The 22,428-nt window shown below is 72.1% G+C and carries 22 protein-coding genes; 10 read left to right on the top strand and 12 right to left on the bottom strand.

The features are described from left to right. Positions 1–205 precede the first annotated feature (205 nt). From IMZ35_RS22945 to IMZ35_RS22930, 4 genes are all read right to left on the bottom strand, one after another. Positions 206–1,195, bottom strand: coding sequence for a sigma-70 family RNA polymerase sigma factor (locus tag IMZ35_RS22945; protein WP_229373030.1), 990 nt, complete (start codon positions 1,193–1,195; stop codon positions 206–208). A gap of 228 nt (positions 1,196–1,423) precedes the next feature. Beyond that, positions 1,424–1,849 (bottom strand): D-aminoacyl-tRNA deacylase, encoded by a 426-nt coding sequence (gene dtd, locus IMZ35_RS22940; protein WP_199443239.1) that lies wholly within the window; start codon positions 1,847–1,849, stop codon positions 1,424–1,426. Continuing rightward, on the bottom strand, positions 1,846–3,339 hold the full coding sequence (locus tag IMZ35_RS22935) for a DUF7782 domain-containing protein (RefSeq protein WP_199443238.1): 1,494 nt from the start codon (positions 3,337–3,339) through the stop codon (positions 1,846–1,848). The genes dtd and IMZ35_RS22935 overlap by 4 nt, the downstream gene beginning before the upstream one ends. 50 nt (positions 3,340–3,389) lie before the next feature. Continuing rightward, positions 3,390–4,910, bottom strand: a complete 1,521-nt coding sequence (locus IMZ35_RS22930) for a PucR family transcriptional regulator (protein WP_199443237.1) — start codon at positions 4,908–4,910, stop codon at positions 3,390–3,392. A 55-nt stretch (positions 4,911–4,965) separates the two neighbouring features. Between IMZ35_RS22930 and IMZ35_RS22925 the strand changes: the two genes are divergently transcribed. Both IMZ35_RS22925 and IMZ35_RS22920 read left to right on the top strand, forming a co-directional pair. Next, positions 4,966–5,685, top strand: coding sequence for a hypothetical protein (locus tag IMZ35_RS22925; RefSeq protein WP_199443236.1), 720 nt, complete (start codon positions 4,966–4,968; stop codon positions 5,683–5,685). Between the two features lie 45 nt (positions 5,686–5,730). Beyond that, positions 5,731–6,066 carry a DUF3099 domain-containing protein gene (locus IMZ35_RS22920; protein WP_199443235.1) on the top strand — a complete coding sequence of 112 codons (336 nt, stop codon included), beginning with the start codon at positions 5,731–5,733 and terminating at the stop codon, positions 6,064–6,066. Here IMZ35_RS22920 and IMZ35_RS22915 read toward each other — a convergent pair. Both IMZ35_RS22915 and IMZ35_RS22910 read right to left on the bottom strand, forming a co-directional pair. Beyond that, the gene (locus tag IMZ35_RS22915) at positions 6,045–6,914 is read right to left on the bottom strand and encodes a carbohydrate kinase family protein (RefSeq protein ID WP_199443411.1); all 870 of its coding nucleotides are present in this window, start codon (positions 6,912–6,914) and stop codon (positions 6,045–6,047) included. The two genes, IMZ35_RS22920 and IMZ35_RS22915, sit on opposite strands and share 22 nt — an antisense overlap. Before the next feature lie 11 nt (positions 6,915–6,925). Then, on the bottom strand, positions 6,926–7,843 hold the full coding sequence (locus IMZ35_RS22910) for a pseudouridine-5'-phosphate glycosidase (RefSeq protein WP_199443234.1): 918 nt from the start codon (positions 7,841–7,843) through the stop codon (positions 6,926–6,928). Positions 7,844–7,907: 64 nt separating this feature from the next. Between IMZ35_RS22910 and IMZ35_RS22905 the strand changes: the two genes are divergently transcribed. After that, a complete protein-coding gene (locus IMZ35_RS22905) occupies positions 7,908–8,168 on the top strand; it encodes a DUF3039 domain-containing protein (RefSeq protein WP_307868630.1) in 261 nt (86 codons plus the stop codon). Positions 8,169–8,212: 44 nt separating this feature from the next. Here IMZ35_RS22905 and IMZ35_RS22900 read toward each other — a convergent pair whose 3' ends face one another. Further along, complete coding sequence (locus tag IMZ35_RS22900; protein WP_199443233.1) at positions 8,213–9,304, bottom strand: YihY/virulence factor BrkB family protein; 1,092 nt, start codon at positions 9,302–9,304, stop codon at positions 8,213–8,215. A 208-nt stretch (positions 9,305–9,512) separates the two neighbouring features. On the opposite strand from IMZ35_RS22900, the gene IMZ35_RS22895 reads away from it, so the two are divergent. The 5 genes from IMZ35_RS22895 to IMZ35_RS22875 all read left to right on the top strand — a co-directional run bounded on the left by IMZ35_RS22895 (position 9,513) and on the right by IMZ35_RS22875 (position 16,273). Beyond that, a complete protein-coding gene (locus IMZ35_RS22895) occupies positions 9,513–11,261 on the top strand; it encodes a DEAD/DEAH box helicase (RefSeq protein ID WP_199443232.1) in 1,749 nt (582 codons plus the stop codon). 272 nt (positions 11,262–11,533) lie between these two features. Further along, a complete protein-coding gene (locus tag IMZ35_RS22890) occupies positions 11,534–12,670 on the top strand; it encodes a sugar ABC transporter substrate-binding protein (protein ID WP_199443231.1) in 1,137 nt (378 codons plus the stop codon). 143 nt (positions 12,671–12,813) lie between these two features. Next, a complete protein-coding gene (locus tag IMZ35_RS22885; RefSeq protein ID WP_199443230.1) occupies positions 12,814–13,587 on the top strand; it encodes an ATP-binding cassette domain-containing protein in 774 nt (257 codons plus the stop codon). Positions 13,588–13,607: 20 nt separating this feature from the next. Further along, positions 13,608–15,083 carry a sugar ABC transporter permease gene (locus tag IMZ35_RS22880; protein WP_199443229.1) on the top strand — a complete coding sequence of 492 codons (1,476 nt, stop codon included), beginning with the start codon at positions 13,608–13,610 and terminating at the stop codon, positions 15,081–15,083. A gap of 11 nt (positions 15,084–15,094) precedes the next feature. After that, positions 15,095–16,273: an ROK family transcriptional regulator gene (locus IMZ35_RS22875; RefSeq protein WP_199443228.1), complete on the top strand. Its 1,179-nt coding sequence runs from the start codon at positions 15,095–15,097 to the stop codon at positions 16,271–16,273. Positions 16,274–16,401: 128 nt separating this feature from the next. Here IMZ35_RS22875 and IMZ35_RS22870 read toward each other — a convergent pair whose 3' ends face one another. From IMZ35_RS22870 to ppgK, 3 genes are all read right to left on the bottom strand, one after another. Further along, a complete protein-coding gene (locus IMZ35_RS22870; protein WP_121011206.1) occupies positions 16,402–16,581 on the bottom strand; it encodes a DUF7455 domain-containing protein in 180 nt (59 codons plus the stop codon). Between the two features lie 427 nt (positions 16,582–17,008). Continuing rightward, positions 17,009–18,349 (bottom strand): RNA polymerase sigma factor, encoded by a 1,341-nt coding sequence (locus IMZ35_RS22865; RefSeq protein ID WP_307868626.1) that lies wholly within the window; start codon positions 18,347–18,349, stop codon positions 17,009–17,011. Positions 18,350–18,553: 204 nt separating this feature from the next. Further along, a complete protein-coding gene (ppgK, locus tag IMZ35_RS22860; protein ID WP_199443226.1) occupies positions 18,554–19,318 on the bottom strand; it encodes a polyphosphate--glucose phosphotransferase in 765 nt (254 codons plus the stop codon). A gap of 94 nt (positions 19,319–19,412) precedes the next feature. Here ppgK and IMZ35_RS22855 point away from each other — a divergent pair, with 94 nt between their 5' ends. Next, positions 19,413–20,213 (top strand): inositol monophosphatase family protein, encoded by an 801-nt coding sequence (locus IMZ35_RS22855; protein ID WP_229373029.1) that lies wholly within the window; start codon positions 19,413–19,415, stop codon positions 20,211–20,213. Positions 20,214–20,284: 71 nt separating this feature from the next. Here IMZ35_RS22855 and cei read toward each other — a convergent pair whose 3' ends face one another. Continuing rightward, positions 20,285–21,016, bottom strand: coding sequence for an envelope integrity protein Cei (gene cei, locus IMZ35_RS22850; protein ID WP_199443224.1), 732 nt, complete (start codon positions 21,014–21,016; stop codon positions 20,285–20,287). A 473-nt stretch (positions 21,017–21,489) separates the two neighbouring features. Here cei and IMZ35_RS22845 point away from each other — a divergent pair, with 473 nt between their 5' ends. Continuing rightward, the gene (locus tag IMZ35_RS22845) at positions 21,490–21,789 is read left to right on the top strand and encodes a DUF4193 domain-containing protein (protein WP_199443223.1); all 300 of its coding nucleotides are present in this window, start codon (positions 21,490–21,492) and stop codon (positions 21,787–21,789) included. A gap of 123 nt (positions 21,790–21,912) precedes the next feature. On the opposite strand, the gene IMZ35_RS22840 is transcribed toward IMZ35_RS22845, so the two are convergent. After that, positions 21,913–22,410, bottom strand: a complete 498-nt coding sequence (locus IMZ35_RS22840) for a DUF3093 domain-containing protein (RefSeq protein ID WP_307868625.1) — start codon at positions 22,408–22,410, stop codon at positions 21,913–21,915. Between the last annotated feature and the right edge of the window lie 18 nt (positions 22,411–22,428).

Here is a 22,428-nt window from a genome sequence, read left to right as displayed (position 1 = left end):
CGGAAGGCCGGGCCGGCCCCCGACCGGCCCGACCTTCCTCGGCAGGCGGCGTCGGGAGCGTGGTGCTCCCGGCGTCGCGTGGTCCGGGCAGTGCGCGGCACCGCCGTGGTGCAGACCGTGCACCACGGCCGCTCGACGAGTCAACGCGGCCGTCCGGGTGAAGGAGGAGCGCCGCGCGCCGCAGCGCTGCTCCTACACCCGTCCGTCAGCTGGCGTAGGCGCGCAGCTTCGCGGCCCGCTCGCCCTGGCGCAGCTTGGACATGACCTCGCGCTCGATCTGCCGCACGCGCTCGCGGGACAGCCCGAAGCGCTTGCCGATCTGGTCGAGCGTGCGCGGCTGCCCGTCCTCCAGGCCGTAGCGCAGCCGGATCACGGACTGCTCGCGCGGGTCGAGCGTGGCCAGCACCCGGCGCAGGTCGTCCTGGAGCAGGCCGGAGATGACGGCGCTCTCCGCGTCGGTGGCGTCGGAGTCCTCGATGAAGTCGCCCAGCGGGGCGTCCTCCTCCGCGCCGACCGGCATGTCCAGGCTGACCGGGTCGCGCGCGTGGTCCAGGAGGTCGGAGACCTTCTCCGGCGTGAGCCCGGACTCCTTCGCGAGTTCCTCGTGCGTCGCCTCGCGGCCGAGCTGCTGGTGGAGGTCGCGCTTGATCCGCGCGAGCTTGTTCACCTGTTCCACGAGGTGGACGGGAAGTCGGATGGTGCGGCCCTGATCCGCCATTCCGCGGGTGATGGCCTGACGGATCCACCACGTCGCGTAGGTCGAGAACTTGAAGCCCTTGGTGTAGTCGAACTTCTCCACCGCGCGGATCAGACCGAGGTTGCCTTCCTGGATCAGATCCAGCAGCGGCATTCCACGACCGGTGTATCGCTTCGCGAGCGAAACGACCAGACGAAGATTCGCCTCGAGAAGGTGGTCCTTGGCGCGGTGGCCGTCGCGAACGAGTGCGTGCAGTTCGCCGCGGCGGGTCGGGGAGAGGCGCTTGGCCGTCTCCAGCACGTGCTGCGCGAAGACTCCGGCCTCGATCCTCTTGGCCAGTTCGACCTCGTCGGCGGCTGTCAGCAGCGCCGTCTTGCCGATGCCGTTCAGGTACACCCGAACGAGGTCGGCAGCGGGCCCCTGGGTGTCGAGATCGAGGTCGGTGGTGTTCGCGGTGCTGTCTCCGGCCTGTCGGTCGGAGATCCTCGTGACGGTCATAGAGCTCCCTCCCCCTTGGTCGCGGGCTGGCGTGCGGGCGCGTCACACGCCGGCGCTGCGTTGCGCGGCGAGCACGGGGCGCAGGGTCCGTGCGGATCCTTCGCTACCGGCTGGACACTCGGGGAAACGTGTCGGAGTGAGAATTCGTTCCCGCCTCCCCGATCACAGGACGTCGTTGTCGTCACACCGGTTGCCCGACCAATCCTGAGGATTTCCTGAGAGCACTCCTCACACTTCGACGATCACCGTGAAGGGTCCGTCGTTCACGCTCTCCACGGACATCGCCGCACCGAATCGGCCCGTTTCCACGGTCGCACCGCGAGTGCGCAGTTCCGAGACGACGGCGTTCACCAGAGGTTCGGCCCGATCGGAAGGGGCGGCGTCCGTCCACGACGGCCGCCGCCCCTTCCGCGTGTCCCCGTGGAGGGTGAACTGGCTGACGACGAGCAGCGGCGAGCCGGTCGACGCGCACGACTCCTCGCCGCGCAGGACGCGCAGCTCGTGCAGCTTGCGCGCCATCACCGGGGCCTGCTCGGCCACGTCGTCCCGGTGCACGCCGAGCAGCACCAGCAGACCGGGCGAGGTGATCTCCCCGACCACCTCGCCCCGCACGACCACCCTCGCCCGGTCCACGCGAGCGACGACCGCTCTCACGCGACGGGCACCAGCATCCCGTGGCGGACCAGGTCGCGGACCACGGGCAGCGCGGCCGCGGTCAGCGCGTCCACCGGCTGGTCGTGGGCGAACGCCAGCAGCGACACCAGGTCCTCCAGCGGCAGCGCGCCCCGGCAGCCCGCCAGCAGCGCCGCGGCCAGCTCGTCCAGCTCGTGCTGCCAGCCGGGGCCGTCGGTGCGGTGCAGCCTGCGCACCACGGACGTCCAGCCGTCCTCGGCCGGCGCGGACACCTCCTCCAGCAGCACGGTCTCCGGCACGGCGAACCGGGTCGCCAGCAGCCCCTCCGCGCCGCCGTGCGCCCGCAGCCAGTCCACCCGGTCCAGCCAGGCGACCGACTCCGGCCCCAGCGGGTCGTCGTAGGCGTGGCGCAGGTCCTCGCACACCAGCTCGGCGTGGGCGCTGTCGGTGCGCCGCAGCGTGACGAACCCGAAGCCGACGCCCTCGACCCGGTTCTCCTCGAACCAGTCGAGCCAGGCCGCCGCCTTCTCCCGCCCCTCGGGGGACCGCGGGTCCACCCCGGCGTCGCGCAGCCAGGTGCCCACGTAGAGCACCGGGTCGGCCACGTCGCGCTGCACGAACCAGGCGTCCACGCCGCCGCGCGGCAGCCAGGACGACACGCGGTCCGACCAGTCCTCGCCGCGCACGTGCAGCCAGGAGGCCAGCAGCTGACCCACGCCGCCCTCGGCGAGGAACGACGGCATCTGCCGCACCACCAGCGCGCTGGCGTCGTCACCGCCCAGACCGGAGTCGCGGTAGACGTAGTCCACCCGCGGCGGGCCGACCACGAAGGGCGGGTTGCACACGACCTGGTCGAAGCGGCGTCCGCGCACGGGGGCGAACCACTCGCCGCGCGCCAGCTCCACGTCCAGCTCGTTGAGCCGGAACGTGCCGGCGGCCAGCGCCAGCGCCCGCTCGGACAGGTCGGTCGCGGTGACGTGGTCGGCGTGCCGGCTCGCGTGCAGCGCCTGCACGCCGCAGCCGGTGCCCAGGTCCAGCAGCGTGCCGACCTTCCGGCGCGCGGTGGCCCGCGCGAGGCTGATGGACGCGTGGCCCACGCCCAGCACGTGGTCCGCCGGCACGGGGCCGCCGCGCTGCTCGGAGTCCTGGTCGGCGATCACCCACCAGGAGCTGTCCTCGTCGCCGTGGGGCCGCACGTCCAGCCCGGCGCGCAGCAGCTCGCCGTCCGGGCGCAGCAGCTGCGCGGTCAGGGCGTCGGCGAGGTCCAGCGGGCCCAGCGCCGCGCGGACGGCGGCCTCCGGCTCGGCGTCGCCCAGCAGGAACAGCCGGACCAGCGTGCCCAGGCGCCCGGCGTCGGCCGTGACCCGGCGGGCGGCCTCGGGTTCGCCCCGGCCGAGCGCGGAGTGGGCCTGCGGGCCCAGCACCTCGACGACGCCGTCGGCGTCGTACCCGGCGGTCAGGAACGCCTCGCGGAGTCTGGCGGTGATGTCGGTGGAGAGATCGGGTAGCACCGCGTCATCGTTCCACCGGAGCACCGCGCGAGCACGGTCGGGCGCGTCGCTCACGACCGGCGGGCGGCCACGGCCAGCGCGATCTGCATCGCCAGGCGCTGCTCGGCGTCGTCCAGGGCGAGCGCGGTCACCGCCGACATCCGCTGCAAGCGGTAGCGCAGCGTGTTGGGGTGCACCGACAGCACGCGCGCGGCCTCGCGGGAGTCCCCGCCCGCGGCGAGCCACGCGCCGAGCGTCTCGGCGTACCTCGTGCCGTGCTCGGCGTCGTGGCGCAGCAGGTCGGTCACCGGCCCGCGCTCCGGCAGCCGCCCGCCGTCGGCGGCGGCGGCCAGCCGGTGCAGCAGCACCGTCGACCAGGACCGGTCGTAGACCACCGGCTCGCCCGTGGACAGGGCCAGGCACTCGTCGGCCTCGCGACGGCTCTCCCCGAGCTGCGCGGCGTCGGCCGTCCCGCCGATCCCGGCCAGCACCCTCGCCTCCTCCGGCAGCACCCGCACCAGCGAGCGCACCCACTCCAGGGCGGTGTCCCCGTCGTCGCCGCAGGGCACCACCGTGTAGAGGACGTTGCCGAACAGGGCGCTGCGGCCGGGACGCGACCACCCGAAGCCCGCCGTGGCCCGGTGGAACGCGAGCAGCGTCGCGGCGTGCTCGCTGCCGCCCGCGTGCGCCCGCACGGCGATCACCCGCAGACCGGTCGGCGGCAGCCCGAGCCTGGCCAGCGCCGCCGGTGCGCCCGCCGGGACGTCGAACAGGCCGATTACCAGGTCCGCCTCGGCCTGCCGCTCCAGGTCCGCGCTGGCCCGCGCCCGCAGCAGGTGCAGCGCCGCCGTCCTGGCGCCGTCGACCAGCGCGGCCCAGCGGACCGCCGGTCCCCGGTCGTCGACCTCGACCCACACCGAGCCGAGCAGCTCACGACCGGCGCGCACCGCCGCCACCAGGCGCGGACCGAGCTGCTCGGTCAGCTGCGGGACGAAGATCGGCTCGTCGGTGCGCGCCAGGTGCTCGAACACGCCGTGCTCGTCCAGCGCCCTGCGCGCCCGCTCCGGCGTGCGGCGGCCCAGGATCGTCTCCACCCGCACCTGGTCGACGTCCTGCTGCCGGTGCGAGTACGCCAGCACCCGCGACTGCTGGTCCTCGATCGTCACCGGCCCGCCCACGACGGCGGCGATGGCGTCGGCCAGCGAGAACAGGTCGCCCCCGCCGCCGCCCGCGCGCTGACCGCCGAGCACGAGGGTCTGCGCCACGTGCGCGATCTGGCTCCACGGCACCTCCTGGTCCACCAGCAGCACCGCGGCCCCCGAGCGCCTGGCCGCCGCGGCCACCCGCTCGTCCAGCGGCGGACGGCCGTGCAGCACCACGGCGGCGGCCACCGTCCCGGCCACCAGACGCGCCGCGGCGGACGGCGTGCCGGTGCCGAGCCCGAGCAGGAGGTCGTCCGGGGCCGCGGCGAGCGGCGCGGCGGGGTCGTGCAGGGTCACGCCGCGCAGCTCCACGTCCCGGCCGCGCGGCGCGCACGCCAGGTGCGTGCCCACACCCCCGAGCACGTCGACGAGCCGGTCCAGGGCCACCACCAGCGGATCGTATCCGCGGCTCGCGCCGCGCCGCCCGGTGTGATCGGATCGGGGGGTGTCGAGCCACTTCGCGGTACTGGGACTGAACGTGCGCAACGGCGAGGAGCTCGCCGGACTCGTCGAGGCCGTGCTGGGCACCGGCGAGCTCGTGGAGGCCAGCCCCGGTGGTGAGGACCTGCTCTGGGCCGACCCGTCCGGCGCGGCCCTGCTGCTGGAGATGACCGGCACCAGCGTCTCCGGCGTGCTGCCGTTCTTCAGCGGCGGCGGTCTCGTCCCGGTGCGCGGCATCGCACTGGTTCCCGACGACCCCGACATCGCCACGATGGAGGTCCTCGACGAGGTGGGTGAGCTGCACTACCCCGTCGCCGCCGAACTCGTCGACCGCGGCGCGCTGCGCGCGGGCGGCGGCACCCTCGACCACGCGGCCGTCGCGTTCACCGGCCTCGCCGAGTCGATCACCGTGTTCCCCGGCGTCGACGCGTTCGAGGCCGCGAACCCGACCCTCGACCCCGGCGCGTTCGTGCCCAGCGGCCTCTTCGTCGCCGACGGCGACCAGGCGCCGACCGCGCACGCACTGGTCAACGGCACCGTGCTCGCCGCGGAGCTGCGGACCAACGAGCTGAGCGGTCTGCCCTTCCTGCGGATGACCCTCGCCACCCTGGGCATGGACGCGCTGGAGGTCGTCGCGGCGCAGACCGACGTCGAGGGCGTGCCGCAGCCGGGAGCCGTGGTGCAGGCCACGGTCTTCCTCACCGGCAGACTCGCTCCTGCCTGATTCCCGGACGTACCGTTGTGCGGGCACCTCGCAGTGGGGTGTTGGATGGGAAGTGGAGGTGGTGTCGTGTCGAACCCCCAGCAGAACGACACCCCGGTGCTCATCACCGAGGCGGCTCCCTCGTTCGAGGACCAGCACGCGGCTCGCAAGCGGAAGTACGCGACGATCATGAGCATGCGCGTGGCGATGGTGCTCGCCGCGATGTTCTGCTACCAGATCTGGTGGCTGGCGCTGGCGCTGCTCGTGCTGTCGGTCCCGCTCCCGTGGATGGCGGTGCTGATCGCCAACGACCGGCCTCCGCGCAAGGCGGAGAGGGTCAACCGGCACGAGGCCGATCGCCGGGCGATCGAGCCCACCGGTCACACGGTCATCGAGGGCTGAGCGCCGACCGAGCGGACGGCCCGCGTTCCCGCGCGGACCCCGCCCAGCAGGGCGTCCCGCTCGGTCGCGCCGTCCAGCCAGGCGGCCAGCAGACCGGCGTCGAACGCGTCGCCCGCACCCGTGGAGTCCACGCAGTGCGCGGGCTCCGCGTCCACGGTCGTCACGCCTCCGGCGTCGACCCAGCTCGCGCCGCGCTCACCCGCCGTCACCACGACCGCGCCCACCACGTCCAGCAGCTCCCGCGCCGACTCCGGCTCGGCCGACCCGGTCAGCGCGACCAGCTCGTCGGAGTTGGGCAGCAGCAGGTCGACGCCCCGCACGTCCTCCAGGAACGCCCGCGGGTCGTGGATCAGCCCGGCGGACTGCGGGTCCACCGACGTGGTCAGCCCCGCCGCGCGCGCGGCGGCCAGCACGGCCAGTCCCGCGGGCCGCGACGTGGCGTCCAGCAGCACGTAGCCGGACAGGTGCAGGTGGCCCGCGCCCTCCAGCAGCCGGGGATCGAGGTCCTCCGGCGAGAAGCGGGCGTTCGCGCCGCGGTCGGGCAGCATGCTGCGCTGCCCCGTCTCGTCGACCAGCACCACGACGCAGCACGTCGCCAGCTCCGGGTCCACCGCGAACGCGCACCGCACACCGGCCGCGGTCAGCTCCGCGTGCACCTGGCGACCGGCCGGGTCGGCGCCGACCCGCGCCACCAGCACCGGCCGAGCCCCGCAGGCCGCGAGCCACGCCGCCGTGTTGGCGCCGGCACCGCCGGGCTCGACGGTGACCGCGGCGCGCGAGTCACCGCCGTGCACGATCGGACCGGCGTGGCGGGCGACGACGTCCAGACCAGCGTCGCCCACGACCACGACGGGACGGCTCACCGCGCGGCCAGGTGCACGGCCACCTCGGCGGCGAGCCGGGCGTTGGACAGCACGAGAGCCTCGTTCGCGTCCAGGCTCACGCCCCCGCTGCCGGTGTGGAAGTGCTCCAGCAGCACCGGGGTCACGTCCTTGCCGGTGACGCCCCGCGTGCGCAGCAGCTCCAGGCCCTCGGCCAGCAGCCGGTCGTGCAGCGCGAGGTCCATCTCGAACTCCTCCGGGACCGGGTTCGCGAGCAGCACCCCGGCGGTGCCGGGCACCCGCTCGCGGTGCGCCGCGACCACGGCCGCCGCCCGCTCGGGGTCGTCGACCCGCCACGGCACGTCGAACTCCGACTCCCGCAGGTAGAACGCGGGGAAGCGGTCCGTGCGGTAGCCCAGCACCGGCACCGAGCTGGTCTCCAGCAGCTCCAGCGTCGCGCCGACGTCCAGCACGGACTTCACCCCGGAGCACACGACGAGCACCGGCGTGGCCGCCAGCACCGCGAGGTCGGCCGAGACGTCCCACGACGTCGGCGCGTCCCCGGCCCGGTGCACGCCGCCGAGCCCACCGGTGGCGAACACGCCCACCCCGGCGGCGTGGGCGAGCGCGGCCGTGCTGGCCACGGTCGTCGCCCCGTCGATCCCCAGCGCGTACGCCGCCCCCAGGTCGCGCCGCGACAGCTTGGTCAGGTCGGCGCCCGGCGCGCACACGCGGTCCAGCTCGGGGCCGGTCAGGCCCACCACGGGCTCGCCCCGCAGCACCGCGATCGTGGCGGGCACGGCGCCCGCCTCGCGCACCACGTCCTCCAGCCGCTGCGCCACCTCGCGGTTGCGGCCCGGCGGCAGCCCGTGGGCCAGCAGCGTGCTCTCCAGCGCGACCACCGGCCGGTTCTCGGCCAGTGCGTCCGCGACTTCCTCAGCGATCCTCGTCGTCACGGCCGCATCATCGCTGACGTGGGCGGCGGTCCTGAAATCGAGGCGCGTGGGGCATGATGGAGGTGTGAGCACTCTGACCCAGACGCTTCCCGACACCGGGACACGGCCGGAAAGCACGGACTCCACCGGCGACGACGCGCCGAAGATGTTCCACTACGTGCGCAAGGCCAAGATCGCGGAGAGCGCGGTCATGGGCACGCACGTCGTGGCGCTGTGCGGCGAGGTGTTCCCGGTGACCAAGAGCCCCAAGCCGGGCTCCCCGGTCTGCCCGGACTGCAAGAAGATCTACGAGAACCTGCCCCCCGGTGGCGGCGACGACGACTGACGGCGGGACCGTCGTGCGCGGGTCGTGAGGCCCGCGCGCGACGGCTACTGCCGCGGGTCGGGGGTCGGCCGCTCCAGCCGCACGGTCTGGTTGGTGTCGGCCGGTGACGGTGCCGTGTGCACCTCGGGGTCCGCCGCCGACCACCTCTGCTCGCTCTCGTCCGAGCGGATCTTCTCGGCCGCCCGCTCCATCTCCAGCCGCCGCCACCTGCGCCGCTGCCGCCGGGTCATCTTCGCCGGCCACATGTCCTGGATCGCGCTGTTGAAGTGCGCGCCGAAGGTGATCGCCAGGCCGATGAAGAACGCGAACAGCAGGAACGCGATCGGCGCGGCCAGCGCGCCGTAGGTGTAGCCGGTGGTGGTGATCCACCGGATGTAGAGCCGCAGCCCCACGCTGGACAGCAGGAACACCGCCATCGCCAGCACCGCGCCCGGCACCAGCCGGTGCCAGGGCAGGCTGCGCGGCAGCGCGAGCTTGTAGAGGGTGGCCAGCGCCAGCACCAGCAGGACCCCGAGACCGGGGTAGTAGAACGTGCCGACCCAGGAGGCGATGGTCGGTTCCCAGCTGTCCGGGAAGAAGGTCGTCAGCAGTTCGGGCCCCAGCGCCAGCACCGGCAGGCCGATGATGAGCAGGACCAGGCTCGCCACGTAGAGCAGCAGCGCGAAGATCCGCTGCCACACCTCGTTGCGCACGCCGTACTGGTCGTGGGCGACGGTGATCGCGTCGACGAACGACGACATCGCCGACGACCCGGCCCACAGCGATATCAGGAAGCCGATCGAGACGATCTCGCCCTTGCCGGTGGTCAGGATCTGCTCGACGGTGGGTTCGATCACGTCGCTGACCACGTCCGCGCTGAAGATCGTGCGGCAGAACGCGATGATCTGCTCCTGCACGGCGTTGACGATCTCCGGCCCGAGCAGGTCGGCCACCCAGCCGAGGCTGCCCAGCAGGCCCAGCAGCAGCGGCGGGAACGACAGGACCTGCCAGAACGCCGCCTCCGCCGCCTCGGAGAACAGGTTGCCCCGCCACGCCTTGTGGAGCGTGCGCGCCACAAGCCGCAGCGGCCCTCGTCCGACCGGACTTCCTCCGGTGGTGGGCGGCGTGCGTCGGTTGTCGTCGGTCTGCGAGCCCATCGCGGGACAAGCATGGTGCATGTGGGGCGGTTTCGCGGCACCGAGGGGCCGAATCGTCATCGAGTCCGCCGCCCCGCCGCGTCGCTGTCGAACGCCGCGGCGGCCACCGGGTAGGCTCTGTCTCGCCCTCACCGGGCTCCCGGCGTCGCCGCCGGACCAACCGGCCTGAGGGCATTTTCCTGTAGTGGACCCGACCTGCGGAAGAGGTGTGCGTCTCGTGGCCCAGCCCGACACCGCCCCCGCGAAGCAGGTCGCCGCCAGGCCCCTGCGCGCGTGGCAGCGCCGCGCGCTGACCAAGTACCTCGCGGCCGGGCCCAAGGACTTCCTCGCGGTCGCCACGCCCGGCGCCGGCAAGACGACCTTCGGGCTGCGCGTCGCCGCCGAGCTGCTGGCCGACCGCACCGTCGAGGCCGTCACGATCGTCACGCCCACCGAGCACCTCAAGCACCAGTGGGCGTCGGCGGCGGCCGAGGCGGGCATCGCGATCGACTCGAACTTCCGCAACACCAACGCGGTGACCTCCCGCGACTACCACGGCGTCGCCGTCACCTACGCCCAGGTCGCCGCCCACCCCACGCTGCACCGCGTGCGCACCGAGAACCGCAAGACCCTCGTGCTGCTCGACGAGATCCACCACGGCGGTGACGCGAAGTCGTGGGGCGACGCGATCCGCGAAGCGTTCACACCGGCCGTGCGACGGCTGTCGCTGACCGGAACGCCCTTCCGCAGCGACGACTCGCCGATCCCGTTCATCAGCTACGAGCCGGGCGCGGACGGGTCGATGCGCAGCCGCGCCGACCACTCCTACGGCTACTCCGACGCCCTGCGCGACGGCGTGGTGCGTCCCGTGCTGTTCCTCGCCTACTCCGGCGAGGCGAGCTGGCGCACCAGCGCGGGCGAGGAGTTCACCGCCCGCCTGGGCGAGCCGCTCACCCAGGAGCAGACGGCGCGGGCGTGGCGCACGGCGCTGGACCCGACGGGGGAGTGGATCCCGTCGGTGCTGACCGCGGCCGACATGCGGTTGACGCAGCTGCGCAACGGCGGCATGCCGGACGCGGGCGCGCTGATCATCGCCACCGACCACACCACGGCCAAGGCGTACGCGGAGATCCTCAAGCGCACGACCGGGCACGACGCGACGCTGGTGCTGTCCGACGACCCGAAGGCATCCGGCCGCATCGCCGAGTTCTCCCGGTCCAACGAGCGGTGGCTGATCGCCGTCCGGATGGTGTCCGAGGGCGTCGACGTCCCGCGCCTGGCCGTCGGCGTCTACGCCACGAGCGCGTCCACGCCGCTGTTCTTCGCGCAGGCCGTCGGCCGCTTCGTGCGCAACAGGGCCAAGGGCGAGACGGCCAGCGTCTTCCTGCCGAGCGTGCCCGTGCTGCTCCAGCTGGCCAGCGAACTGGAGCAGCAGCGCGACCACGTCCTGGGCAAGCCGCACCGGGAGAAGGACGGCTGGGACGACGAGCTGCTCGCCGACGCCAACCGCACGAAGGACGAGCCGGGTGAGGAGGAGCGGGCCTTCACCGCCCTCGGCGCCTCCGCCGAGCTCGACCAGGTGATCTTCGACGGTTCGTCGTTCGGCACGGCCGCCTTCGCCGGCACCGACGAGGAGCAGGAGTACCTCGGGCTGCCCGGCCTGCTGGAGCCCGACCAGGTGCGGGCGCTGCTGCGGCAGCGCCAGGAGCAGCAGCTCGTCACCGTCGCCAAGCGCGAGGCCGAGAAGCCGTCGACCTCACCGCTCGCGCCGCAGCAGGCGCGTCCGCAGGGCGTGCAGGAGCGGCTGGCCGCGCTGCGCAAGGAGCTGAACTCCCTGGTGGCCATGCACCACCACCGGACCAAGAAGCCGCACGGCAAGATCCACAACCAGCTGCGCGAGTACTGCGGCGGCCCGCCCACGGCGATGGCCAGCATCGAGCAGCTCGAAGAGCGCATCGCCACCCTGCGCTCCTGGTGATCCGCGGCTCCGCCGCGTCGCGGTCGGCCCCGTCGTTTCGGTGGTCGCGCAACAAACTCCTCCCACCCCCTGTCACCCTTCGGGCAGCACTTCTGGCCACTCTGGGTGTTCGAGTAGCCCGTTGAGCGTAGTCACGTGTCCAGAGGGTTACCTGGCCGTTGCAGAGTCGTGCCGTCTTTATCGTTCCAGTGTGGTTCCGGTCACCCCTGTTGAAGGCATACGTTGTGCGCCACAACATTTTCGCTCCACCGAAGTAGTGAAAGGGATGGCGGATGCGCAGCAAGAGCCTCGCCCTCGTCGCCGCAGGCACCGGCCTTGCCGTGGCCCTGACGGCCTGTGGTGCCAACTCCGGAGGGTCCACCGACCCCTCGGCCAGCAACGACAGCGGTTCCACCGGCGGTGGCACCAAGGTCGGCGTCATCCTCCCGGAGACCGCCAGCTCGGCCCGCTGGGAGGGCTTCGACAAGCCGCTCCTGGAGGCGGCGCTCAAGGCCGAGGGCCTGGACGCGGACATCCAGAACGCCCAGGGTGACAACCAGAAGTTCACGACCCTGGCCGACGGCATGATCAACGCGGGCGTGAAGGTCCTGATCATCGCCTCCCCCAACAGCGAGGTCGGCACGGCCGTCGCGAAGAAGGCCGAGGCTCAGGGCATCCCCACCATCGACTACGACCGCCTGAACCTGGGTGGCGTGTCGAAGTACTACGTGTCCTTCGACAACACCAAGGTCGGTGAGCTCCAGGGCCAGGGTCTCGTCCAGGGCCTCGCCCAGCTGGCGCCGGACAAGAAGCCCGCTGAGATCATCCAGATCGAGGGCGCCCCGACCGACAACAACGCCACGCTGTTCACCAGCGGCCAGATGAAGGTCCTGGACCCGAAGTACAGCGCGGGCGACTTCAAGCTGGTGCAGAACCAGCCCATCGACGGCTGGGACAACCAGAAGGGCGGTCAGGTCTTCGAGCAGATCCTGACCGGCAACGGCCAGAAGGTCGACGGCGTCGTCGCCGCGAACGACGGTCTCGCCGGCGCGGTCATCACCGTGCTCAAGAAGTACGGCCTGAACGGCAAGGTCCCGGTCACCGGTCAGGACGCCACCGCGGAGGGCCTGCAGGCCGTGCTGCGCGGCGACCAGTACATGACCGTGTACAAGCCGATCGACGAGGAGGCCAGCTCGACCGCCAAGCTGGCCGCCGCCCTCGCCAAGGGTGACACCGCCGCCGCCGACGCGATCGCCACCGACGTCGAGAAGGACCCGAAGGGCAACCGCGACGTCAAGTCCGTTCTCCTCGAGCCGGTCCTGATCACCAAGGACAAGGTCAAGAGCGTCGTGGACGAGGGCGCCGTCAAGGCCGCCGACATCTGCGTCGCCGACCTCGCGACCGTCTGCACCGAGCTCGGCATCAAGTAGTCCCACCGTCCGCGGAGGCCGACCCCCGAGGTCGCGTCCTCCGCGGGCAGCGGACTGCTCGACCCCCCTCTGCCGCGGTGGGTGCCGGTCCCGACCGGCACCCACCGCGGTGTCCACCGCTCGACCCCCCATGGAGGACCGCCGTGAGCGAGCCGATTCTCGAGCTGCGCGGCATCAACAAGAGCTTCGGGCCCGTGCACGTGCTGCACGACGTCGACTTCGCCGTGCACCCCGGCGAGGTCACCGCGCTGGTCGGTGACAACGGCGCCGGCAAGTCGACGCTCGTCAAGTCCATCGCCGGCATCCACCCGATCGACTCGGGCCAGGTGCTGTTCAACGGCGAGGAGGTCCACATCCACGGACCGCGCGAGGCCGCCGACCTGGGCATCGAGGTCGTCTACCAGGACCTCGCCCTGTGCGACAACCTCGACATCGTCCAGAACATGTTCCTCGGCCGCGAGCGCGGCAAGCTGGGACTGCTCGACGAGGCCGACATGGAGCAGGCGGCCCGCAAGACGCTGGCCTCGCTGTCCGTGCGGACGGTGAAGTCGGTCCGCACCCAGGTGTCCTCGCTGTCCGGTGGACAGCGGCAGACCGTCGCCATCGCGAAGTCGGTGCTGTGGGACAGCAAGGTCGTCCTGCTGGACGAGCCGACCGCCGCGCTGGGCGTCGCCCAGACCCGTCAGGTCCTCGACCTGGTGCGCAGGCTCGCCGAGCAGGGCCTCGGCGTGGTGCTGATCAGTCACAACATGAACGACGTCTTCGAGGTCTCCGACCGCATCGCCTGCCTCTACCTGGGGCGCATGGCGGCGGAGCTGCCGACCAAGGACGTCACCCACGGCCAGGTGGTCGAGCTGATCACCGCAGGCCGCTCCGGTGACCTGGGCATCGCCCGTCCCGAGAACGCCACCGTCTGATGCCTCGTGAGGACCTGAGCATGACCGAGAACGCCGCCGACACCGCGACCGGCGAGATGACCACGGGGGAGACGTCCGCCGCGAAGGTCACCGAGTCCGGCGACAAGTCCGGCGCCATCGCCGACTTCGGCATCGACACCACCTCCCAGTCCACCGGCGAGGCGCTCAAGGACTACCTGTCCAGGGTGCGCGGCGGCGAACTGGGCTCCCTGCCCGCACTGCTCGGACTGCTGGTGCTGCTGATCGTCTTCAGCTCGCTGTCCGACACGTTCCTGACGCTGGGCAACATCTCCAACCTCCTCGCCCAGGGCGCGGGCCGCACCATCATCGCGATGGGCCTGGTCTTCGTGCTCCTGCTCGGCGAGATCGACCTGTCCGCCGGCACCGCCTCGGGCGTCGCGGCCTCGGTGATGGCACTGCACCTCGTCGAGGGCGGCAACCTCCTCGGCGGCATGGGCAACGTCGTCTTCATCATCTTCTGCGTGCTGCTCGCCATCGCGATCGCGCTCGCCGCGCTGCTGCGGATCTGGCCCGGCGTCGCTCTCTCCGGCGTCGCCCTGCTGATCTGCGTGCTCGGCGTGCCGGCCAACCCCTGGGTCGAGATGCTGCTGGCGCTGTGCGTCGGCACCGCCATCGGCTGCATCACCGGCTACCTCGTGGCCAAGGTCGGCATCCCGTCGTTCGTCGTGACGCTGGCGCTGTTCCTCGCCTGGGGCGGTGTCATCCTCCAGTTCATCGGCGACGGCGGCACGCTCGGCCTGAACAACGAGGTGCTGTTCAAGGTCGCCAACGGCAACCTGAGCACCGTCTCCAGCTGGGGACTGTTCGTGCTCGCCGCGGGTGGTTACGCGGCCGTCGTCCTCGGGCGGCACTTCGGCCGACTGCGCAGGGGCCTCGTCGCCCAGCCCACGGCCCTGGTCGCGATCAAGGTGGGCGCGGTGGTCCTGTTCAGCGCCGTGGCCACCTACCTGCTGACGGTCAACCGCTCGGCCAGCACCCTGGTGCAGATCTCCGGCGTGCCCTACGTGGTGCCGATCGTCCTCGCGCTGCTCACGGCGGGCACGCTGGTGCTGGACCGCACCCGCTACGGCCGGCACATCTACGCCGTCGGCGGCAACGCCGAGGCCGCCCGTCGCGCGGGCATCAACGTGGCTAAGATCCGGATGAGCGTCTTCGTGATCGCCTCCTCCGTCGCGGCGCTGGGCGCGATCGTGTACTCCTCGAAGGTCGGCTCGGTCGACCCGAACGCCGGTGGCGGCAACACCCTGCTGTTCGCGGTCGGCGCCGCGGTCATCGGCGGCACGTCGCTGTTCGGCGGCAAGGGCCGCGTCAGCAACGCGGTCATCGGTGGCGCCGTGCTGGCCACCATCGAGAACGGTCTCGGTCTGCTCAAGCAGCCCGCTGCGGTGGTCGCCATCGTCACCGGTCTCGTGCTGCTGCTCGCCGCGACCGTGGACGCGCTGTCGCGTCGCCGCGCGGCGGTCGCCAAGCGCTGAGGCCGCCGGAGGTGAGTTCCACTTCCGCCACGGCGGGCACCAGGCCCGACGAGGCCAGGAGGCACAACAGGACGGCAGTGCTGCGCCGTCTGCACGTGGACGGACCGGCCACGAGAGCCGCGCTCGCGGCTGAGCTCGGGCTCAACCGGAGCACCATCAAGGCGCTCGTGGACGGTCTCGCCGAGGCCGGGCTGGTCGCTGAGCGGGTTCCCGCTCAGCGCACCGGCGCCGGCCGCCCCTCCCTGCTCGTCCTGCCCCAGCCGCAGGCCGCCGCCGTCATGGCCATCGACCTGCGCGTCGAGCAGGTCGCCATGGCGGTGGTGGGCGTGGGCGGCCAGATCCTCGGTCGCCACAGCTGGAACACGACCACCCGCACCCGCGACCCGCGCGAGGTCATCACCCACGTCGCCGACACCACGAAGCTCCTCGCCGACGAGCTGAACGTCGACCCCGTCGGCGTCGGCGTCTCCGTTCCCGGAGTGGTGCGGCGCTCCGACGGCATGGTGCACGAGGCGCCCAACCTGCACTGGACGGACGTGGCGCTGGGCAAGCGCCTGTCCGGCGTGCTGGGCGTGCCGGTGCAGGTCGGCAACGACGCCGAGCTCGGCGCGCTGGCCGAGCACATCAGGGGAGCCGCGCGCGGCTCGTCCGACGTGGTCTACATCTCCGCCGACGTCGGGGTGGGCGGTGGCGTCATCTCCAGCGGCGAGCCGCTGCGCGGCGCGGGCGGCTACGTCGGCGAGCTCGGCCACATGGTCGTGCGTCCCGGAGGACGGCGCTGCTACTGCGGCTGCCACGGGTGCTGGGAGACCGAGGTGGGCGAACCCGCGCTGTGCCGGGCGCTCGCGCTGCCCGAGGACGCGCCGAGAGGCGCCGTCGTGGCCGAGCTGAAGTCGCTCGCCGCCGACCCCGACAGCGTCATGCACCGCCTCGGCGAGTTCACCGAGTGGCTCGCGATGGGCCTGGTGAACGTGGTCAACCTGCTGGGACCGGAACTCGTCGTCCTGGGCGACCTGTTCACCTCGCTGCCCGATCAGGTCGTGACCGAGCTGCGCGACGTGGTGCAGCGCCGCAGCCTCGTCAGCAGGGCCGTGGGCGGCACGCGGATCGTGCGCTCACCGCTGGGGCGCGACGCGAAGCTCGTGGGGGCCGCCGAGCTGGCCTTCGAGCCCGTCCTGGCCCTCGTCTGACCCGGCCGCCCCGCCGTGCCGGTCACCGGCCCCGGCAGCCGCGCGGACGCGAAGGGGGCGGGAACCCCACTGGTGGGATCCCCGCCCCGGACGGCGTGGGTGCTCCGGCCGCGGCGCGGCCGGATTCATCAGCCCTGCTGAAGTTCAGCAGCGAGTTCGCGCAGCTTCGTGCTGTGCTCGCGGGCGTGGTGCCCGCAGAACAGCAGCTCGCCTCCGGAGGGGAGAACGGCGCGAACCTGGGCAGCAGCCCCGCAGCGGTCGCAGCGGTCGGCAGCGGTCAACTCGGGGCGGGTGAGCGTCGTGGTCATGGAAATCTCCCTCCGTCCCGGCACCGAGGAATTCGGTGCCCTTTACCAAGCTGCGACCACAGCGCCCTGGCTGGTCCGCGGTGTTCGCTGGCTCCACTCTTGCAGACGCACGGGCGTAAGTCAGTGTTCCCGTGCCCGTGGCGACTCGCGTCACTCGGGATTTACCCGTCCACAACACGTTCGAACACGGACGTGACACCGGTTCACCGTCTTGACGACCCCTGTGCGCGTCTCACCAGGGCTTTCTCACCTGCACATTTGTGACGAGGAGGCCTGCGGACTGCTCCGAAGGGATGCTCGTGCACCCCCGTACGTGTGATTGGCGCCACTACGTCCGCTGAGAGCGAACAGCCCGCGCGGACGTCCGGGGAGTGAACGCGCGACACCCCCCGAGCCCGGTGCGGGCGCGGGGGGTGTCGCGGACGCGCTAGTCCAGGTAGTCGCGCAGGACCTGCGAGCGCGACGGGTGCCGCAGCTTCGACATGGTCTTCGACTCGATCTGCCTGATCCGCTCGCGGGTGACCCCGTAGACCTGACCGATCTCGTCCAGCGTGCGCGGCTGACCGTCGGTGAGACCGAAGCGCAGCCGGACGACACCGGCCTCGCGCTCCGACAGCGTCGCCAGGACCGACTGGAGCTGGTCCTGGAGCAGCGTGAACGACACCGCGTCCACGGCCACCACGGCCTCGGAGTCCTCGATGAAGTCACCGAGCTGGCTGTCGCCCTCGTCGCCGATGGTCTGGTCGAGCGAGATGGGCTCCCTGGCGTACTGCTGGATCTCCAGCACCTTCTCCGGGGTGATGTCCATCTCCTTGGCGAGCTCCTCCGGCGTGGGCTCGCGGCCCAGGTCCTGGAGCAGTTCGCGCTGGATGCGACCGAGCTTGTTGATGACCTCGACCATGTGCACCGGGATGCGGATGGTGCGGGCCTGGTCGGCCATCGCGCGGGTGATCGCCTGCCGGATCCACCAGGTGGCGTACGTGGAGAACTTGTAGCCCTTGGTGTAGTCGAACTTCTCGACCGCGCGGATCAGACCGAGGTTGCCCTCCTGGATCAGGTCCAGGAACGCCATGCCGCGGCCGGTGTAGCGCTTGGCCAGCGACACCACGAGACGGAGGTTGGCCTCCAGCAGGTGGTTCTTGGCGCGCTCGCCGTCCCGGACGATCCACCGCAGGTCGCGGCGCATCTGCGGGGTCAGCTTCTCGTTCTCGTCCTCGGCGCGGCGCACCCGCTCCGCCGCGTAGAGGCCGGCCTCGATCCGCTTGGCGAGCTCGACCTCCTCCTCGGCGTTGAGCAGGGCGACCTTGCCGATCTGCTTCAGGTAGGCGCGGACCGAGTCGGCGGACGCGGTGAGCTCGGCGTCCTTGCGGGCCTGCCGCAGCGCCTCGGACTCCTCCTCGTCCCAGACGAAGTCGCCCTCGCCGGGCTTCGGGGTCTCCTCGGCCTCCTCGGGCTCCTCCGCGACGGGTTCGTCGACCAGTTCGACCTCGTCGACCAGGTCCTCGGCGCCGGGCGCGTCGAGCTCGTCGGGCTCCTCGCCGTCCTTCTTCGCCTTGGCGGGGCCGGCCTTCGCAGCGGTCTTGCGGGGCGCCCTCGTCGTCTTGCCAGCCGCCGCCGTCTTGGCCGCCGGCTTCTTCGCCGGAGCCTTGCGCGCCGAGGGCGCCTTGGTCTCCTCGGTGTCGGCCGCGGCTGAGCCGGCCTTCGTCGTCTTCGCGGCGCTCGCGGCTGTGGGGCTGGAGCGTCGGGTTGCGGTTTCTGCGGCTGCCACGTACGCCCTTTCGCGACTGTCGATCAAGGCAAACCGAAGGGCGCGAACTTCGGTCGCCAGAGCTTCGGGGAGAGCCCGCCGACCTTGCTCAGCGGGGCACCGTTCCATTGTAACGACGAGAGGGGAGCAGGGGTGCGCCCCGAGGTGGTTCGAGGCGCGTCGACGAGCGTTCTCCCTGCTAGATCGAGTGAGGAATTTCGTCCCTCAGTGCCTGATGCCGTGCGCCGCGACCGCCGCGGCGCCCACGATGCCCGCGTCGTTCTTCAGCGCCGCCGCCACGACCTCGGTCCGCACGTCCAGGAGGGGGAGCCACTTGTGCGCCTTCTTGCTGACGCCCCCGCCCGCGATCACCAGATCGGGCCAGATGAGGTTCTCCAGCACCGAGATGTAGCGGGAGACGCGCGGCGTCCACTCCTCCCACGACAGCTCCTTGTCCTCCTTCACCGAGGCGGCCGCGCGCTTCTCCGCGTCGTGCCCGTCGACCTCCAGGTGGCCGAACTCGGTGTTGGGGATCAGCTCGCCGTCGAGGAACAGCGCGCTGCCGATGCCCGTGCCGAAGGTCAGCAGGACGATCAGGCCGTCGTGGCGCTCCTTGCCCGCGCCGAACCGCATCTCCGCCGTGCCGGCGGCGTCGGCGTCGTTCAGCACGACGACCTGGTCGGCCGAACGGCCGAGGCGCTCGCCGAACAGCTCCGCCGCGTTCGTGCCGATCCAGCCCTTGTCGACGTTGGCCGCCGTCAGCGCGACGCCCTTCTTGACCACGCACGGCAGGGTGATGCCGACCGGGCCGTCCCAGCCGAACTTGTCGACGATCTCGGCGACCACGTCGGCGACCGCGTCCGGCGTCGACGGCTGGGGCGTCACGACGCGCATCCGCTCGCCGTCGAGCGCGCCGGCCTCCAGGTCGACCAGACCGCCCTTGATCCCCGATCCGCCGATGTCCACGCCGAACCCGCGGGTGATGCCCATCCCCGTGGCCTTCCTACTCGATTCAGATGCTGTGGCCGCAGACACTAGCCTGAGGTTCTCCGATAGTCCCGCGAGAGTGACCCAGGAGGAACACTTGGACCTCGATCCGCGTCCGCTGGTCGCCACCGCCGTCGGCATCGCCGCGGAGGCGGCGGAACTCGTCCAGTCGATCCGGCGGTCGGCGATCGACGACGTCGACACCAAGAGCACCGAGACCGACGTGGTCACGGCGGGGGACCGCGCCGCCGAGCAGCTCGTCCGGTCGCGGCTCGCCGAACTGCGGCCGGGGGAGCCCGTCCTCGGCGAGGAGGAGGGCGGCGACACGCCCTCCGAGGGACTGTCCTGGGTGGTCGACCCGATCGACGGGACGGTCAACTACCTCTACGGCTATCCCTGGTACGCGGTGTCCGTCGCGGCGCAGCTCGACGGCGTCTCGGTCGCCGGAGTCGTGCTGGAACCGGTCAGCGGCCGGGTCTGGACCGCGGCCCGCGGCCACGGCGCGCAGCTCGACGGCGTGCCGCTGCGCGTCTCGTCGGCCTCCCGGCTGGAGGTGTCGCTGATCGGCACCGGGTTCTCCTACTCGGCGCAGCGCAGGCAGCGCCAGGCCGACGTGGTGTCGGGGCTGATCACGCGGGTGCGCGACGTGCGGAGGGCCGGTGCGGCGTCGCTGGACCTGTGCGCCGTGGCGGCGGGCTGGCTCGACGGGTACGCCGAGCACGCGCTCAACCGCTGGGACTGGGCGGCAGGCGCGCTCGTCGCGGCCGAGGCCGGTGCCGTCGTCCACCTGCCGGGCGACGTCGCGGCCCTGGGGGCCGACGCGACGTTCGCCGCGGCCCCCGGCATCGCCGAGGAGCTGCGGGCCGCCCTGGTCGACTGCGGCTTCGGCGAGGTCTGAGCGGGACCCCGCGACGTGCGACGGCCTCCGCGAGAATCCTTGCGGAGGCCGTCGCACGTCGCGGGGGAGCGTCAGCAGTGCGCCTCGCGCGCTGCCTGGAGGACCGCCTGGTCGATCTCGGGAGCGCTGGCGTCGGCCGCGGCCTGCCCGCCCTGCTGCTCCGGCTGCTGCTCGGCCCACTCCGCGAGCTGGTCGAGGACCTTGCGCGCGTTCTGGCTCGGCTTGACCTCGTCGAACCTCTTGCCGACCGCGATGTCGACGGTGGCGTCCTGCCGCTCGTCGCGCACCAGCTCCAGGCACGGCTCGATGATGCTCAGCGTGCGCGCGGCGCCCGCACCGGGCGCACCGAAGCGGAGCTGGCCGCGGCAGGACATGTCCTGCGCGGGGTACACCGAGTCGTTGCCCGGCTCCGCCGCCTGCTGGAGACCCAGCTCGGTCAGCGTCGTGGCGACGAACCTCGCCTGGTTGCGCTGGGTGCTCGCGTTGAAGACCCGGAACTGCACGTCCGAGGCCGGCACCGGATCGGTGCGGTCCAGCGCGTCGTGCGCCAGGACCGTGCCCAGCTGCGCGGGGGCCGCGCCCTCCACCTGACCGCCACCGCCCGCCGCCGTGGTGCCGGACGGCACGTTGCCCGGCGGGTTGCAGCGGATCGCCGCGTCCACGTCGTTCGCCGTGTCGAGCACCTTCACCCAGACGAACACTGCCACCACGGCCAGAACGGAGAAGAGAACGAGCGCTGGAAGCGGTCGCCGCCTTTTGTACCGCGCCGACCCGCTGCTCCCCGATGCGCCCGCGGGTACCACGTCCCCCGACCTCCCCTGGCGTTGTGCCCAGTAGTGCTCCGCACGTCGCTTCGTGCGTCGCCTTGATCAGCCTAGGCGGTGCCGGACCACCGCGCGCACCCGACTCGCCCGACCGGTTGCCGCGACTCCCCGCGATCGACTCGTCGCTCACGGTTCCGGTCGTCTCCGGAATCGCATCACGTCCACCGCAGGTGAGCAAGGCCCTGCGGCAGCATATCGGGCCTGCTCCGGTGGGTCCCGCCATCCGAGTGCCCGATTCGAGGGAACCCGGTACACGCCCGTGCCGAGCGTGAGCTACCCTCTCGGCGCTCCGGGCACGGCAACACCTGTCGGCAGTCATCGGTTCCAGGGGGTTGACAGACCGCAACCGGAGCGAGACCTCCGTCACTCCGGGCGGGGGCACAAAAAGGGGCGCTGGAACGTTAACCAGCGACACGAGCACAGTCTCCGTAGATGCGCAGGGGTGAAAGAAGATGGCGACCGACTACGACGCGCCGCGTCGCAGCGAGGCTGACGAACTCGCTGAGGACTCCCTCGAGGAGTTGAAGGCGCGGCGCAACGAAACGCAGTCCGGCGTCGTCGACGTCGACGAGGACGCGACCGCGGAGAACTTCGAGCTTCCCGGTGCCGACCTGTCCGGTGAGGAGCTGACCTTCAAGGTCATTCCGAAGCAGGCTGACGAGTTCACCTGCTCGAAGTGCTTCCTGGTGCACCACCGCAGCAGGCTCTCCGAGGAGAACGGCGGCCAGTACGTCTGCCGCGACTGCGCCTGAGCGCCGCGACGGCGGTGTCAGGACGACAACTGGGCGCTCCCCCCGCAGCAGGGGGTGGCGCCCAGTGGTGTTCGGCCGGTCGTGTTCGAGCAGCGGAGCGCACGCCCCGCCGCCCGGACCGCTTCAGCGCGCCCGCGCGGCGCGCAGCACCTCGGCGAGCCGTTCGGCGTCGCGGGTGCTGAACTGCCAGTAGGGCGTCGGGTCCTGCGGGTCCTCCAGCCGCACCCGCAGCATGGGTCCGATCCAGCCGCGGTGGGCGACGAACGCCGCCGGGTCCAGGTGGGGGCCCATCGCCTTGCGCTTCGTCTTCGCGGTGAAGGTCTCGACCTCTCCCAGCAGCTCCAGCGGCACGTGCGCGTCGCCGACGTGCAGCTCGCCGTCGCGGACCTCGACCCGCAGCGCTCCCATCCGCCACACCAGCAGCGCCACCAGCGGCACGACGACGACGTAGGGCAGCCACGAGCGGACGCCGGGGAAGCCCATGTGGATCTCGGCGGCCAGCAGCACCCCGGCCAGCAGTGGCAGCGGCCAGCCCCACCAGGGGACGGACAACCGCTCTCGGAACACGCCGGACACGCTCTCGCCCTCGTTCTTCACGACCGCACCTGCACTCTCGCTCACCTCCTCAGGGTAATCTCG

This window comes from Umezawaea beigongshangensis, assembly GCF_016464305.1.
In the GTDB taxonomy this organism is placed as follows: Bacteria; Actinomycetota; Actinomycetes; order Mycobacteriales; family Pseudonocardiaceae; genus Umezawaea_A; species Umezawaea_A beigongshangensis.
This window is presented reverse-complemented; position numbering and strand designations above follow the sequence as displayed.

What these genes read in the sequence shown, in the direction of transcription:
- IMZ35_RS22945 (WP_229373030.1), bottom strand. Translation starts at nt 1,195, where the DNA reads ATGACCGTCACGAGGATCTCCGACCGACAGGCCGGAGACAGCACCGCG.
- IMZ35_RS22920 (WP_199443235.1), top strand. Translation starts at nt 5,731, where the DNA reads ATGGGAAGTGGAGGTGGTGTCGTGTCGAACCCCCAGCAGAACGACACC.
- IMZ35_RS22900 (WP_199443233.1), bottom strand. Translation starts at nt 9,304, where the DNA reads ATGGGCTCGCAGACCGACGACAACCGACGCACGCCGCCCACCACCGGA.
- IMZ35_RS22890 (WP_199443231.1), top strand. Translation starts at nt 11,534, where the DNA reads ATGCGCAGCAAGAGCCTCGCCCTCGTCGCCGCAGGCACCGGCCTTGCC.
- IMZ35_RS22880 (WP_199443229.1), top strand. Translation starts at nt 13,608, where the DNA reads ATGACCGAGAACGCCGCCGACACCGCGACCGGCGAGATGACCACGGGG.
- IMZ35_RS22870 (WP_121011206.1), bottom strand. Translation starts at nt 16,581, where the DNA reads ATGACCACGACGCTCACCCGCCCCGAGTTGACCGCTGCCGACCGCTGC.
- ppgK (WP_199443226.1), bottom strand. Translation starts at nt 19,318, where the DNA reads ATGGGCATCACCCGCGGGTTCGGCGTGGACATCGGCGGATCGGGGATC.
- IMZ35_RS22845 (WP_199443223.1), top strand. Translation starts at nt 21,490, where the DNA reads ATGGCGACCGACTACGACGCGCCGCGTCGCAGCGAGGCTGACGAACTC.